Annotated in this window: 13 protein-coding genes; 3 read left to right on the top strand and 10 right to left on the bottom strand. The window is 67.7% G+C overall.

Annotated elements, in window-relative coordinates; translation table 11 throughout:
• Positions 1-87: 87 nt before the first annotated feature.
• The 8 genes from EJV47_RS15015 to EJV47_RS14980 form a co-directional block, all read right to left on the bottom strand.
• Complete coding sequence (locus EJV47_RS15015; protein ID WP_126693979.1) at positions 88-777, bottom strand: hypothetical protein; 690 nt, start codon at positions 775-777, stop codon at positions 88-90.
• 12 nt (positions 778-789) lie between these two features.
• A complete protein-coding gene (locus EJV47_RS15010) occupies positions 790-1,812 on the bottom strand; it encodes a proline iminopeptidase-family hydrolase (protein ID WP_126693978.1) in 1,023 nt (340 codons plus the stop codon).
• Positions 1,813-1,978: 166 nt separating this feature from the next.
• Positions 1,979-3,043 carry a serine hydrolase domain-containing protein gene (locus tag EJV47_RS15005; protein WP_126693977.1) on the bottom strand — a complete coding sequence of 355 codons (1,065 nt, stop codon included), beginning with the start codon at positions 3,041-3,043 and terminating at the stop codon, positions 1,979-1,981.
• 240 nt (positions 3,044-3,283) lie between these two features.
• On the bottom strand, positions 3,284-4,381 hold the full coding sequence (locus EJV47_RS15000) for a serine hydrolase domain-containing protein (RefSeq protein ID WP_165903774.1): 1,098 nt from the start codon (positions 4,379-4,381) through the stop codon (positions 3,284-3,286).
• A gap of 73 nt (positions 4,382-4,454) precedes the next feature.
• Positions 4,455-5,189, bottom strand: a complete 735-nt coding sequence (locus EJV47_RS14995) for a YebC/PmpR family DNA-binding transcriptional regulator (protein WP_126693975.1) — start codon at positions 5,187-5,189, stop codon at positions 4,455-4,457.
• A gap of 172 nt (positions 5,190-5,361) precedes the next feature.
• Complete coding sequence (locus EJV47_RS14990) at positions 5,362-6,228, bottom strand: SDR family NAD(P)-dependent oxidoreductase (protein ID WP_126693974.1); 867 nt, start codon at positions 6,226-6,228, stop codon at positions 5,362-5,364.
• A 14-nt stretch (positions 6,229-6,242) separates the two neighbouring features.
• The gene (locus EJV47_RS14985; RefSeq protein ID WP_126693973.1) at positions 6,243-7,037 is read right to left on the bottom strand and encodes a hypothetical protein; all 795 of its coding nucleotides are present in this window, start codon (positions 7,035-7,037) and stop codon (positions 6,243-6,245) included.
• Positions 7,038-7,052: 15 nt separating this feature from the next.
• Entirely contained in the window at positions 7,053-7,547 is a 495-nt protein-coding gene (locus EJV47_RS14980) for a hypothetical protein (protein ID WP_126693972.1), read from the bottom strand.
• Positions 7,548-7,727: 180 nt separating this feature from the next.
• On the opposite strand from EJV47_RS14980, the gene EJV47_RS14975 reads away from it, so the two are divergent.
• The 3 genes from EJV47_RS14975 to EJV47_RS14965 all read left to right on the top strand — a co-directional run bounded on the left by EJV47_RS14975 (position 7,728) and on the right by EJV47_RS14965 (position 11,165).
• Entirely contained in the window at positions 7,728-8,540 is an 813-nt protein-coding gene (locus EJV47_RS14975; protein WP_126693971.1) for an N-formylglutamate amidohydrolase, read from the top strand.
• Between the two features lie 128 nt (positions 8,541-8,668).
• The gene (gene hutF, locus EJV47_RS14970) at positions 8,669-9,973 is read left to right on the top strand and encodes a formimidoylglutamate deiminase (RefSeq protein ID WP_126693970.1); all 1,305 of its coding nucleotides are present in this window, start codon (positions 8,669-8,671) and stop codon (positions 9,971-9,973) included.
• A gap of 352 nt (positions 9,974-10,325) precedes the next feature.
• Positions 10,326-11,165 (top strand): DUF4097 family beta strand repeat-containing protein, encoded by an 840-nt coding sequence (locus EJV47_RS14965; protein WP_126693969.1) that lies wholly within the window; start codon positions 10,326-10,328, stop codon positions 11,163-11,165.
• A gap of 305 nt (positions 11,166-11,470) precedes the next feature.
• On the opposite strand, the gene EJV47_RS14960 is transcribed toward EJV47_RS14965, so the two are convergent.
• Complete coding sequence (locus tag EJV47_RS14960; protein WP_126693968.1) at positions 11,471-12,529, bottom strand: MBL fold metallo-hydrolase; 1,059 nt, start codon at positions 12,527-12,529, stop codon at positions 11,471-11,473.
• Positions 12,530-12,774: 245 nt separating this feature from the next.
• Positions 12,775-13,179, bottom strand: a complete 405-nt coding sequence (locus EJV47_RS14955) for a hypothetical protein (protein WP_126693967.1) — start codon at positions 13,177-13,179, stop codon at positions 12,775-12,777.
• Between the last annotated feature and the right edge of the window lie 263 nt (positions 13,180-13,442).

The following is a 13,442-nucleotide window of genomic DNA, read 5'->3' as shown; positions in this document are numbered from 1 at the left end:
GGGGAGCGGGATAAGGGGCAAAAAATGATTGCAGTGCCGGGTGCGGATGCAGGCCCAAAGGTACGCCGCTGGAAAATGGCAGGGTGGCTAGCCGCCCGCTTGGGCCCGCGGCAGCGAGGTGAGGAAGTCGATGAATCTCCTCTCCAGTCCCCGCCGACGGAGAAAATTGGGGTGGTAGGTGCGAAATGCGTACGCGGGCAGCTGCGGGTGCACCAGTTCGCACAACTGACGCGTCGACCAGCCGGGAATGGGTGCGTAGGCAACGCCCGGAAAGGTGCGTCGCAGCCGCTGGTCGAATGCCGGCCCGGTGAAGAACAAGCACACGGCCGGGCGCAGGATGCTGATTTCCTCGACGAGCATTCCGTCCAGGGTTGATACGGCTTTTGCATATTGGCCGTAGGAGCGCCCGGACTTGAAATCGAATTTGCTCAGGTTGGTCCAGGCGCAGGAATAGGCGGCGTTGCCCAGTGCTTTTTCCGCTTTGCGGGTAATGTTCCAGAACGGGGAAGAACGGTAGGTTCGTCCCACGCCAAAGACCTCGTAGTGCTGCATCTGCGCCGCTACATCCAGCACATACTCCCAGCCGTTGGTTTCCTGCCCGATGATGAGCAGCGGCGCGGGTTGCCAGAAATAATCGTTGCTGGGCGACATCAACAACGGCCCCGCCATTTCCGACCCCTCGTGCCGGTCTTTTACCCAGCTAAACGCCTCCTGTTTGCTCTGGTAGAATCGTTGCAGTGCGGCCCGGGCCGCATAAGGCTCAGGGAGTTGATCCATAGATGCCAGCCGCTACAGCGCCACTTTCGTTTCGCCCCGGTCTACGGCCAGAATCCACTTCGTCAGGCCGCGCATGTAGGTCGGCTGGTCGTCGTAGAAGCTCATGTGGGAGCCGTTCGGGCAAATCAGGGCCGAGCCGTGCTGCACCTGGCGGGCCACCATGCGCATGTGCTCGGGGGCCATCGTGTCGTACTTGCCGCCGATGCTGAGCACGGGCACCGCGAGCTTGGGCAAATCGGCCGTCCGGTCCCAGTTCACGAGCTTGCCCGAGGCGCCAAACTCGCTGGGCCCCTGCATGGTCACGTACAGCGACTGGTTGGTTTTGCCCAGGGAGCGGGCCGCCGGCTCGGGCAGGGGCACGCGGCACAGGTGCTCGGCGTAGAAGTTGGGCTCCAGCAGCTCCATGTAGCGCGGGTTCTGGAAGTCCTTGCGGGCCTCCAACTGCCGGATTTCGCGCAGCACTTCGGGCTTCATCTGCGGGGCCAGCACCTCGGCGGCGTACTTGTTGTAGGCCGGGATGCTCATCATCATGTTCGAGATGATGAGGCCTTTCAGGTGCTGCTGGTACTTCAGTGCGTACTCGGCCGCCAGAATGCTGCCCCACGAGTGGCCCAGCAGGTAGAAGTTGTCCTTGTCGAGCTTCAGCGCCTGGCGTACCTGCTCCACTTCCTCCACGTAGCGCGGCAGGCTCCACATGCTGGTGTCCTTGGGGTTGTCGGAGTTGCCGCAGCCGAGCTGGCCGTAGTAGATAAATTCGATGCCCTCCCGCGGCAGGAAGCTTTCCATGCACTCGAAGTACTCGTGCGTGGCGCCGGGCCCGCCGTTGAGCAGCAGCAGCCTGATGCGCGGGTTATGGCCGAAGCGCTTGGTCCAGACGTTGAACTTGCCCTTGGGCGTCGTGATGGGAACGACCTGCACGCCCCCGGTCAGCACTTGCGCGGTATCAGGGGCGGGGAAGTAGCTGGTGAGCGGAGCAGCGGCCGGAGCGGCCGAGTCGGGGGGGCTGCGGCGAGGAGCAGGCCGCCACCAGGCCAATCAGCAGCAGGCTGGCCCGGTGCAGGGGCCGAAACGAGGACGGGGAGAGCAGGCGCGGGAGCATAAGGAACGAGGGCCAAGCGGAAACGGCTAAACCTACGCATTATCGGCCGGTGACTCAAGCGGGCAAGCGCAGCGGCCCAAATTCCGGAGTGGCGCCCGCTGCCTACTTCTCGGCGGCCAGCCATTGCGTGGTCCAGTACTCGCCCGGGCCGAAGAATAGCCGCAGCACTTCGTCGGTGAGCTGCAGGCCGCCGGCGCCGTTGGCCAGGAACACCAGGCTTTCCCGCCGCCCCGGAAATGCCAGGAAGAAGCCCTTGGCGTCGCCGTTGTCGCCCCAGTGCCACAGGGCCGGCCCCCGGCTGGTTTCGACGAGCCCCACCCCGCAGGCCCAGGCCACGCGGGCGTCGGCGGGGCTGGGCGGCACGCCGCAGCGGTTGGCGGCGTTGGCGGGCGTGCGCAGCAGCCGGGCCGTGGCGGGCCGCAGGCCCCGGCCCCGCAGCAGGGCCTGCACGAAGCGGCTGTAGTCGGCGGCGGTGGTGACGAGGCTGAAGCCCGCGTTGGGGGCCGCAAACTGCTTGACGTCGGTGGGCTGACCGGCCGCGTCGTGCCCGAAGCTGGCGTTGGCGGCAAAGGCGGGCTGCCACACGTAGCTGCTGCGCGTCAGGCCCAGCGGCCCAAGCACCTCCTGCTGGGCTAGCGCCTGCCACGACTGCCCGCTAATCTGCTCCAGCGTGTGCTGCAGCAGCACGAACCCCTCGCCGGAGTAGCTCCAGCAGCTGTCGGGCGCGTATTTCAGGCGCAGCTCGGAGGTGGCCCAGTCGGGCCCCAGCGGGTAAGCGGCCCAGTTGGGCAGGCCGGTGGTGTGCGTCAGCACCATGCGGGCGGTGAGGCGGGCGGCGCGGGGCTCGGCGGCAAGGCGGGGGTTGGGGGCGTAGGCCAGCAGCGGGCGGTCCAGGTCGAGCAGGCCCCGGTCGAGCAGGCGCAGGGCGGCGTAGGCCAGCACCACCTTGCTCAGCGAAGCGGCCTGAAACACGGTATTGGCGTCCACGGCCTGCCCGGTGCCGGCCTGGCGCAGGCCCAGGGCGTAGGTTTTGGTGCTGCGGCCCTTGCTGTACGTGACTTGCAGACCCGGCACTTTGTGCTGCTGCATCAGGGCCATTAGCTCGGGCTGTTGGGCCTGGGTGAGTAGGACTTGGAGCAGGAATAAGACGGTCAGGATTCGGCGCATTGGATAAGGGGTACTGGAAAAAGGAAGTGGCGTCAGCGTGTAGCGCGAACCGCAGGTCGACGCAGTCAAGCTCTGCTTCGCGTACTCCGGACGATTGTCGCAGAACGATATCGGTGCCGCTGTTCAACGACAGACGTGCTGGGTACGCGAAGTACAACTTGACTACGTCGACCTACGGTTCGCGCTACGACGCGGACGGCGCGGTTTGGCGGGCATTTTGCCGCTCAGGAAGCCCGGCGCCTACTGCTCCTGCAGCCAGTCCAGGGCCCAGTAATGCTCGTTGGGGTCCAGCAGCAGGGGCAGCAGCTGCCGGGCGGCGCGCAGGCCGTTGGCGCCGTTGCTGAGCAGCACCAGGCTTTCGCCCGTGTCGGGGAAGACCAGGAAGAAGTTCTGGAAGTCCACGTTGTCGCCCCAGTGCCAGAGGGCGGGGCCGCGGCGGCCCTGCTGCAGCCCCACGCCCAGGCCCCAGCTGATGTGCTGCTCGGCCGCCGAGCCGCGCCGGCCGCAGCGCACGGCCGGGCCGCTGGCGGTGAGCAGCAGCTGGTGGGTGGCGGGCAGCAGGCCGGTGCCCCGGGCCAGGGCCTGCACGAAGCGGCTGTAATCGGCGGCGGTACTGATGAGGCTGAAGGCGGCGCTGGGCTCCCGGAACTTGCGCCGCAGCGTGGGCGCGCCGGTGCTGTCGTGGCCCGAGCACAGGCGGCCGGCAAACCGCTCGTCCCAGCCGAAGGAGCTGTCCACCATGCCCAGCGGGCCGAACACCTCGGCCTCGGCCAGCTGCTGCAGGCCCCGGCCCGTGACGTGCTCCACCACCTGCTGCAGGTAGGCGTAGGCCTCGCCGGAGTAGTGCCAGAGGCTGTCGGGCGGGTACTTGAGCTGCAGCACGCCCTGGTTCCAGCGGGTAATCTTCGAGCCCCCGAACTCGGCCCAGTGCGCCAGGCCGCTGGTGTGGCGCAGCACCATGCGCGCCGTAATGCGGGCGGCCACCTGCTGGTTGCGCGGGTGGCGGTGGGGCAGCCCGTAGCGGCTCAGCGGCGCGTCCAGGTCCAGCACGCCCCGGTCGACGAGGCGCAGCACCAGGTAGGCAAACACCGGCTTGCTCAGGGAGGCAACCTGAAACACCGAGTGCTCGTCGACCAGGGCGGGTTCGTCGGCGGCCAAACGGCCCAGCTGCAGCAGGGTGGTGCGGCCCGCGCTATCGGTGCGGGCCAGCTGCAGGCCGGGCAGGTGGCAGCGGGCGGCCACGGCCGCGAGGTAGCGCTGCGGGGCGGATTCGGCCGGAATTAAACGCAACTGGGCTACCGCGGCCGGACCAGCCAGCCACAGTAGCCCCAGGAGCAAAGAAGCCCGGTGCAAGCGGACGCCAATCGTCCACGAAATCCGTGCAATCCGAAAAATCCGCAACAATCCGTGATTAGCCGAGCGTGTGGTAAACCGCCTGCACGTCGTCGTCCTCCTCGAATTTCTCAATCAGGTTCATCACCTCGTCCAGCTGCTCGCCTTCCAGGTGCACGGTGGCGTTCGGAATGCGCTGCAGCTGGGCGCTGATGACGTTCAGCCCCTTCTGCTCCAGCGCCTTTTGCATCTGCCCGAACTCGGTGAAGGGCGTTTCCACCACGATGTAGTGCTTTTCCTGGCCGTGCTCGTCCTCCTCGGAGTCGGCGTACACCTCGTCGGCGCCGAAGTCAATCAGCTCTAGCTCCAGCTCCTCGGCGTCGAGGCCCTCGGCGGCCAGCTTGAACACGCCCTTGCGGGTGAAGGTGAAGTCCGACGAGCCGGCGGTGCCCAGGGCGCCGTTGCCGCGGTTGAAGTACATGCGCACGTTGGCCACGGTGCGGGTGGGGTTGTCGGTGGCCGTTTCCACCACGATGGCCACCCCGTGCGGGGCGTAGCCTTCGTATACCACCTCGGTGTAGTTGCCTTCTTCCTTCGACGAAGCGCGCTTGATGGCGGCCTCCACGCGGTCCTTGGGCATGTTCACGCCCTTGGCGTTCTGCATGGCCGTGCGCAGGCGGGAGTTGGTATCCGGGTTGGAGCCGCCCTCTTTCACGGCAATGACGATTTCGCGGCCGATCCGGGTAAAGTCTTTCGACATCCGGTCCCAGCGCTTCATTTTGCGGCCTTTGCGGAATTCAAACGCGCGTCCCATCTATCAGTGAAATGGTGAAATGGTGATTTAGTGAGTTAACGTTCGGGCCGCCGAGGGGCCGGCGGGCCGAAGGGGCCGCAAGTTAGCCGAAACGGCGGCCAAGGGCAACCCCCGGTCCGGCTTCGGCTGTGAGGAGGACGGGCTGCGGCAGCCCGGCAGCCCCGCGGCGGTGCTAGGCGCCCGGGCGCGGCCGGGTCAGGCCCACGCCGCGGGCCAGCAGCCAGTCGAGCCAGCGGGCGGGCAGCAGGCCGGGCAGCACGGTGTCGAGCAGGCGGTTGGGCACGATGGTGTAGCGCAGCCGGGGCCGCCGGGCTTCCAGAATCTGCACCAGCCGTGCGGCCACGTACTCGGGGCTGAGGCCCTGGCGGCGCTTGGCGTCTACGAACTGCACGAAGCGCCGGGCCGGCTCGAAGTAGGGCGTGTCGTGGTAGGCGCTGATATCAATGCCTTTGTCCCAGATGGGCGTCTGCGTCACGCCCAGCCCGATGAGCACCACCGGCACGCCGAACAGCCGCAGCTCCCGCCGCCAGGAAGCCGACAGGCCTTCCAGCGCGTGCTTGGTGCCCACGTAGGCGCCCACAAACGGGGCCGCCACCCGCCCGCTCACCGAGCCGATATTGATGACGCGCCCCGGCTGGCCCTGGAAGCCGGGCCGGGCGCCCAGCAGGGGCAGAAAGGCCTGCGTGACCTGCACCAGCCCGAGCACGTTTACCTCGAAGTGCCGGCGCACCACCTCGATGGGCTGGTAGAGCAGCGGCCCGCCGAAGGCCACGCCGGCGTTGTTGATGAGCCCGGCCAGCGGCGCCCCGTCCAAGGCCGCCGCCACCTGGGCCGCGGCAGTGGCAATGGCTTCGGCATCGGTCACGTCGAAGAGCAGGGGCTGAAACTGCGGCCCCAGCGCCTGCTGCAGCGCCTGGGCGTCCTCGGGGCGGCGCAGGCTGCCGAAGACGCGGTAGCCGCGGCGCACGAAGGCTTCGGCGGCGGCCCGGCCCAGGCCGCTCGAAACGCCGGTAATGACGATGGTGGGGGAGGTACTCATTACGGAAATCAGGGCTAAGGCGCTTGGCGGGCCGGTTTGCTCAGGTACTGCACCCGGCGGCCGGGCACGTCTTTGGTCCACTGCTCGAGGCTGGCCGGCAGCCGTCTGGCCGCGGCCGGTACGGTGGTGTAGTAGCGCAGCAGCTGCGGATTCCGGGCATCCACCACGGCCGCCCACAGCTGCCCGCCGGGGCCGTAGGCCACAATGGCCGCCCGCCGCCGCTCCTGCCCGCGCACGAAGCCCGAGCTGACGCGGCTAATGCCCTTGTCGTAAGCATCTTCCACGAACACGCGCTCAAACGCCCGCTCGAAGGCCGCGTAATCCGGCCCGACCAGGGCCTTGAAGCGGGCCAGCACCGCCGCCGAGGGCAGCACCTCGAAGCGGAGCAGCGGGGGCAGCGCCCGGCGCAAGGAGTCGGCGCCCGGGCGGCGGTAGCGCCCACTCACCGACAGGCCCCCGGGCAGGCCGCAGGTGCCGTCGGACTGCCGCAGCTGCAGCAAATCGGGCCGCACCAGGCAGAAGTGCACCTGGCACTGCTTCACCGGGTCGATGTTGGTATAGCCCTGGTTGCAGCCCAGCGGGGCGTGCAGGGCACCCCGGAAACCGCCCCGGCTGCTGTCGGCGGCGGCTTCGATGGCAAACAAGTAAATGCCCGGCGCCGGCTCCCAGATGCGCACGTTGACTACCGCGGCGGTATCGGGCGAGTCGAGGCGCCACCGGCCCACGGGCGCGGCGGCCGGGCGCTGCTGGGCCCGCAGACCAGTTGCGAGCAGCAGTAGCAGCGCGGCTCCTGACAAACGACGTAGCATGGGGCGCACGGCGGCTTACCGGGGCGGCAGCGCCAGCTGGTACACGCCGCGGTTGCCGGCCGGAAAGCCCTTGATGGTCAGCTCCACGGTGCGCTTTTTGGCGTCGAGGCGGTAGCGGCCCCGGTCGGTTTTGGGCTGGCCCTGCCCGTTGGTGTACTCAAAGCGGATGCTGTCGGGGCCCGAGAGGGTGAAGCGGCCGCGCTGGTCGAACTGCATGGGCCCCTGGTTGTTGCGCAGCTGCAGGTGCTTTTCGTAGCTGCCGTCGGGGTGCAGGGTGAGGGTGCCGCCCACGCCCTGGGCCGGCACGGGCTTGGGGCCGGCGCTGATATCGTAGATGACGAAGCTGCGGTAGGTGTAGGTGGTCAGCGGCAGCTGGTCGGCGCCGGGGCGGGTGGGGCGGCTGGCCGGGGCGGTTTGGGCCGCGGCCGGCGGGGTAGTCTGGGCCGAAACCGCCGGGGCGGCCCCGGTCAGGCCCAGCAGCAGGGCAAATCGAAGCGAAGAACGCAGCATAAGCGGAAAAAGCGGGAAACCGGGCCCTGATACGCAGCGCCCACCCGAAAGTACGGCCCCGGCGCGGGATTTGGCCGCGCCGTGGACTGGGACATGCAGGGGAGGCGGCGCTGGAAAACCGCCTTATCTTGCCGGCTCTCCCACCTTACGGCCGCCCTCCGGCCCGCCCTAGCTTCCGGCATGCAGCTTTTCGACCTCACCCTTCCCGCCGGGCCGCCGCAGCTGCCCATCGTCATCAGCGTGCCCCACGCGGGCACCGAGTTTCCGGCCGATATCCAAGCCGAGCTGAAGCCCGCCCTGCTGCCGCCCGACGACACCGACTGGTTTGTGCACCAGCTCTACGACTTCGCCACCGCGCTGGGCCTGCCCATCCTGCGGGCCCGCTACAGCCGCTGGGTTATCGATTTGAACCGCAACCCCGACAGCGCCCCGCTCTACTCCGACGGCCGCGTCATCACGGGCCTGTGCACCGCCACCACCTTTCTGGGCGAGCCGATTTACCGGGATGAGCGCCCGGAAGTGGCCCTGGAAGAAGTAGCCCGCCGCCGCACCCTGTACTTCGAGCCCTACCACGCCCAGCTCCAGCAGCTGCTCGACGACACGCGGCAGCGCTTCGGCCGGGTGCTCCTCTGGGACTGCCACAGCATCCGCCGCCGCGTGCCCGCCATCCACCAGGGCCCCTTCCCCGACCTCATCCTGGGCTCGGCCGACGAAACCTCCGCCGCCCCGGAGCTGATCCGGCTGGCCCTGCAGCAGCTGGGCAGCGGCGGGTATTCGCTGCAGCACAATCACCCGTTCAAGGGCGGCTACATCACCCGCCACTTCGGCCGCCCCGCCGAGCAGCAGCACGCATTGCAGCTGGAAATGGCCAAAGACGTGTACATGGACGACGCCGAGCAGCACTACGCCCCGGAGCGCGCCGAGCAGATGCGGGCCGTGCTCCGCCAGACCCTGCAGACGCTGGGCCAGTCCTTGCTTTCGGCAAAGCAATAAGCCCAGCGCGATACAGTAGGAAGGGCAATCCAAACCAAGCTGAAACCTTCGTCAGGCTCCCCCTTTCCTTTTCGGAGAGGGGGCCGGGGGGTGAGGCGCAACGTCTGCACGATATCTCCCACCCCCAAATGCACTACTTCCACTTCTCCGCCCTGCTGCTCCAGTCCGGCTGGCTCCGCCCGGCCTACGTCGGCGTCGATGAGCAGGGGCTGATTCAATACCTGTCGGCGGAAGCACCGACCGAACCCGGCGCGATTATCGAAACCGTAGCCGGCGCGGCCCTGCCGGGCTTTCAGAACGCCCATTCGCACGCCTTTCAGTACGGCATGGCGGGCCACGCCGAGCAGCACGAGCCCGGCACCCGCGACGATTTCTGGAGCTGGCGCGAGGCCATGTACGCCTGCGCCGAAACCTTCTCGCCCGAGCAGAACGAGCAGGTCGCCACCACGCTCTACCGCCATTTGCTGCGCAACGGCTACACCTCGGTGGTGGAGTTCCACTACCTGCACCACGATGCCACCGGCCGGCCCTACGCCAACCTGGCCGAAATGGGCGAGCGGCTGGTGGCCGCCGCCCGCGCGGCCGGCATCAAAATCACCCTGGTGCCGGTGTTCTACCAGAAGGGCGACTTCGGCCGCGAGCCGGCGCCCCGGCAGCGCCGCTTCATCTCGCCCGATGCCGACGCCTATTTCCGGCTGCTCGACGCCAGCCGCCAAGCCGTAACTTACTACGAGCGGGCCCGCCTCGGCTTCGGGGTGCACAGCCTGCGGGCCGTAGAAGCCGCCGACGTGCTGGCCACCCACGCCCAGGGACCCAAAGACCTGCCCTTCCACCTGCACGCCGCCGAGCAGACCCTGGAAGTGGAGCGCAGCCTGGCCCACCTCGGCGCCCGCCCCGTGGAGTGGCTGCTCGATAATCTGCCCCTCGACGAGCGGTTTCACCTCGTGCACTGCACCCACATGACGCCAGAGGAAACCCGCCGCCTGGCCCAATCCGGCGCGCAGGTGGTGCTCTGCCCCGGCACCGAGGGCAACCTGGGCGACGGAATCTTCCCGCTGGTCGACTACGCCCAGGCCGGGGGGCGCTGGTCCATCGGCACCGACAGCCACATCAGCCTGAACCCGCTGGAAGACCTGCGCTGGCTCGACTACGGGCAGCGCCTCATCCACCGCCGCCGCAACACCTTCGCCGACGGGGCCACCACGCTGGTTGATACCACGTTCTTCGCCGGGCAACGCGCCGCCGGCCGCCACCTGTCCGACTACTTCGCCCCCGGCCAGCCCCTCGATGCGGCCGTGTACGACCTGCGGCAGCCCCTGCTGGCCCAGGCCGGCCCCCAGCACCTGCTGCCCGCCCTGGTGTACACCACCGACCCCACGGCCGTGCTCGGTACGCTGGTGGACGGCTGCTGGGCCTACCGGGCCGGGGAGTAGGAGGGAGGACAGCGCAACATCAGAACGTCATCCTGAGCAGAGCGAAGGACCTTCCTCTAACCCCGCACCGCCGCTGAAGTCCGAGCACAAACGCCCTCTATCGGAAAAACATAAAAGCGCAACCTCAACGCCTAGAAGTTGAGGCGGCACTTTTCTCATCCTGGTCGACTGGTATCTACACGTTGGTATCAGCGGCGGTGCAGGGTGGGAGGAAGGTCCTTCGCTCTGCTTAGGATGACGTTCTATTTTGTATTCAAAAAAATATCTACGAAAATATTCGTTGTATCTGCAACCGGGGATATTTACCTGCTGTCAGTAGGCAAGATTCCAAACCAACCGCCCTTCTGACGCTATGAAAACCCTGTTTACCGCCCTGCTGCTCAGCACCGCCACCTTCGCCGCCCAGGCCCAGTCGGCCCCGGCCTTTACCTCCAGCTGCGACGACAGCAAGTGGGGCAGCTCCGAGCAGAAGCGCTACTGCGAAACCCGCGACCTGACCCTGCCGGCCCTCAAAAGCGGCACGCTCACCGTCGACGGCAACCGCAACGGCGGCATCACCGTGAAGGGCTACAGCGGCTCCGACATCCGGGTGCGGGCCCGCGTGCAGGCCTGGGCCAAGGACGAAGCCACGGCCAAGGCCCTGGTCGACGGCGTCAAAGTCAGCACCGAGGGCAACACCCTGCGCGGCGCCGGCCCCGACGGCTCGGGCTCGAACAGCGGCTACGCCGTCAGCGGGGGCGGGGGCTACTCGGTGAGCTACGAAATCTTCGTGCCCGAGAAAACCGCCCTGGCCCTGAAAACCCACAACGGCGGCATTCACCTCGAAAACCTGCGCGGCCCGGTCAGCTTCGAAGCCCAGAACGGCGGCGTGAGCATCGTGGCGGCCGGCGGCGACGTGAAGGGCCGCACCCAGAACGGCGGCCTCAGCATCACCCTCACCGGCACGAAGTGGGACGGCCCCGGCCTCGACGTGGCCACCACCAACGGCGGCATCACCTGGAAAGTGCCGGCCGACTACTCGGCGCAGTTTACCACCAGCACCCAGCACGGCCCCGTGCGTACCGACTTCTCTTCCAGCGTGAAAGGCAACATCAGCCGCTCCGAGGTAGCCGTGGCCCTGGGCAAGGGCGGCGCCCCCGTCAAAGCTGTGACGGTCAACGGCGGCGTATCGGTCAGCCGGACGGGCAATTAAAAATTCGTATCTTCCAACGCTGCTCACATACACAAGCTCGGGCCGTCCTTGTACCAGCAGGGGCGGCCCGATGTGTAGCCTACGCTGAGTCAGCCATCGAAAAGCCCGGCCTCCTTCACCGAAGGGGCCGGGCTTTTCTACGTTTTCGGGACGCTGAGCAGGGCCAAGAAGAGCGTCATGCAGAGCGTAGCGAAGTATCTCGCGTGCTGACGCTCGATAGTAACCTAAAAGGGGAATTACTATCGAGCGAGATGCCTCTGCCCTTGCTTGATGCGCAACAGGCTCGACATGACGTTTGGGGTTATCTAAAACCGTACTTCCTTGTAGGGGTAGGCGTCCGAATTCAGCTCGGCGCCGGGGGCGCCCTGCTGGGCCTTGCGGGCACGGCGGGCGGCCAAATCGTACACCTTGCGGTTGACTTTGGCCTCCTTGCCGGGGCCGTTGGAGGAGCCGGATTTGCGAACCAGCAGGGCCACGCCCGCGGCGGCCAGGGCCAGGCCGGCGCCCACCAGGGCGGCCTTGGCCGGCAGCGTGTCCTTGGGCGCGGGCGGCAGGTACTGCACCCCGTCGGCGTCGATGCGGGCCGGCTCGGCGACGTAGCGGCCGTGGGCGGGCATGGGGAAGTTATCGGCCAGCTGCTGCAGGCCCGTGGCGGCTTCGGCGCCGTGAATCACCGGGCCGTGCCCGCAGCCGATGGCCTGGGGCTGCAGGGCCGCCAGCTGCTGCACCGATTCGCGCACCTGCTGCCAGTCGTAGTTGAAAGGCGCCCCGGCCACGCTGATTTTGGGCAGCTGCAGCAGCAGGGAAGGCACCGATTCGTGGTTGGCGGTGGCAAAGGCGTCGGCGCCGAGCAGGGTGCGGTCTTCCTCCCGGAACAAGGCAATCTGCCCGGGCGCGTGACCGGGCACGTGCAGCCAGCGCCAGCCGGGCAGGTAGGGCGTCTCGTCGTCGTCGGTGGCCAGGGGCTGCACCAGGTCGGAGAGCTGGAACGACTGCGGCGGGAAGAAGCGGGCCACGAAGGCCAGGGTGCCGCCCTGGTCCACGGTGGGGTCGGCGGCGGGGTACACGGCCTTGCCCTGCAGGAAGGGCAGCTCCAGCGGGTGGGCCAGCACCGGCACGTTCCAGTGCTCGGCCAGGGCCCGGGCCGAGCCGGAGTGGTCCATGTGCCCGTGGGTGAGGATGATGGCCGTGGGGTGGGTGCCGGGGTAGAAAATATGGTCAGCGGCTTCGATAATGGCCTTTTCGGAGCCGGGCAGGCCGGTGTCGACCAGCACCCACTCGCCGGGGTTGCTGCTCTCCACGAAGTACACGTTGACGAAGCGTTGAATCTGAAGCTGGGTTACGCCAGCGGCTACCTGGTTCATCGGGGTCGGGGTGTTTTGGTGTAGCTGGGCGTACGTACGTTGGCCGGGCAGGGGTGCGTTTGAGCCGCCGCATCAGCTGGTTATTGCGCCGCGGCCCCGTCGGCGGCCCCGGTCTTACGGCTTCGGTAGCCCGATGCGCCGCCGGCTCCAGCGCCGCAGCACCCAGGCCCAAGACCACAAAAAAAGCCCCCCGCTGCCGGGAGGCCTTTTGTTTGCACGTTGTCCGCGCGCAGTCGACGGCGAGCCTAGCGGCCGCCGGTGGTGCCGCCGCCCGTCGAGCCGGTGCCGCCGGCCGTGCTGCCGCCGGTGGTCGAGCCGCCGGCCGTGGAGCCACCCGTGGTGCTGCCGCCGGCCGTCGAGCCGCCGGTGCTGGCATCGGTGGTGCCGCCCATGGTGGTGCTGCCGGTGGTGCCGCTGCCGGTCATGGTGCCGCCGGTGGTGCTACCGCCCGTGCCGCTCGTGTCGGCGCCCATGCTGGCGTCGCCGCCGCCCGACTCCATACCGCCGCCGTCGGCCTCGCCGCTGCTGGCGTCGGTGCCCGAGCCGCTTTCAGTGCCAGTGCCGCCGGCGCCGCCTTCCTGCTGGTTGCCCCCGCAGGAGGCGAACGTGAACGAGGCGGCGGCCAGGGCCATAAACAGAATCTTTCTCATGTGGGGTAAGGTGTTTGGTGAAGATGGTTGAAACCCGACCCTGGCCGCATGACCAGCGCCGTGCCCCTTGATACAGTGCCCGGGGAGAGGTAACCCTGTTTTATGAAAAAAAAATGTTTTGGTTGCATTAAGCTCGTCTATAAGCAGGTTAGATTAGATTATTTTAATGTCGAGCTTAGCGGGTAATTGCCATCTGCCAAGCTCCCGGCTTCTTGAGGCTCCCCCGCAATCAAAGTCGGCCAACAACCCTGAAACGGGCTTTT

Source organism: Hymenobacter gummosus (assembly GCF_003970915.1).
GTDB classification, from domain to species: domain Bacteria; phylum Bacteroidota; class Bacteroidia; order Cytophagales; family Hymenobacteraceae; genus Solirubrum; species Solirubrum gummosum.
Note: the sequence above shows the minus strand (reverse complement) of the source record. Positions and strands in the feature narration are given on the sequence as shown.

Bases quoted from the DNA above. Each gene is read 5' to 3' on its own strand.
- EJV47_RS15015 (WP_126693979.1), bottom strand. From the start codon at position 777: ATGGATCAACTCCCTGAGCCTTATGCGGCCCGGGCCGCACTGCAACGA.
- EJV47_RS15005 (WP_126693977.1), bottom strand. From the start codon at position 3,043: ATGCGCCGAATCCTGACCGTCTTATTCCTGCTCCAAGTCCTACTCACC.
- EJV47_RS14995 (WP_126693975.1), bottom strand. From the start codon at position 5,189: ATGGGACGCGCGTTTGAATTCCGCAAAGGCCGCAAAATGAAGCGCTGG.
- EJV47_RS14990 (WP_126693974.1), bottom strand. From the start codon at position 6,228: ATGAGTACCTCCCCCACCATCGTCATTACCGGCGTTTCGAGCGGCCTG.
- EJV47_RS14985 (WP_126693973.1), bottom strand. From the start codon at position 7,037: ATGCTACGTCGTTTGTCAGGAGCCGCGCTGCTACTGCTGCTCGCAACT.
- EJV47_RS14980 (WP_126693972.1), bottom strand. From the start codon at position 7,547: ATGCTGCGTTCTTCGCTTCGATTTGCCCTGCTGCTGGGCCTGACCGGG.
- EJV47_RS14975 (WP_126693971.1), top strand. From the start codon at position 7,728: ATGCAGCTTTTCGACCTCACCCTTCCCGCCGGGCCGCCGCAGCTGCCC.
- hutF (WP_126693970.1), top strand. From the start codon at position 8,669: ATGCACTACTTCCACTTCTCCGCCCTGCTGCTCCAGTCCGGCTGGCTC.
- EJV47_RS14965 (WP_126693969.1), top strand. From the start codon at position 10,326: ATGAAAACCCTGTTTACCGCCCTGCTGCTCAGCACCGCCACCTTCGCC.
- EJV47_RS14960 (WP_126693968.1), bottom strand. From the start codon at position 12,529: ATGAACCAGGTAGCCGCTGGCGTAACCCAGCTTCAGATTCAACGCTTC.
- EJV47_RS14955 (WP_126693967.1), bottom strand. From the start codon at position 13,179: ATGAGAAAGATTCTGTTTATGGCCCTGGCCGCCGCCTCGTTCACGTTC.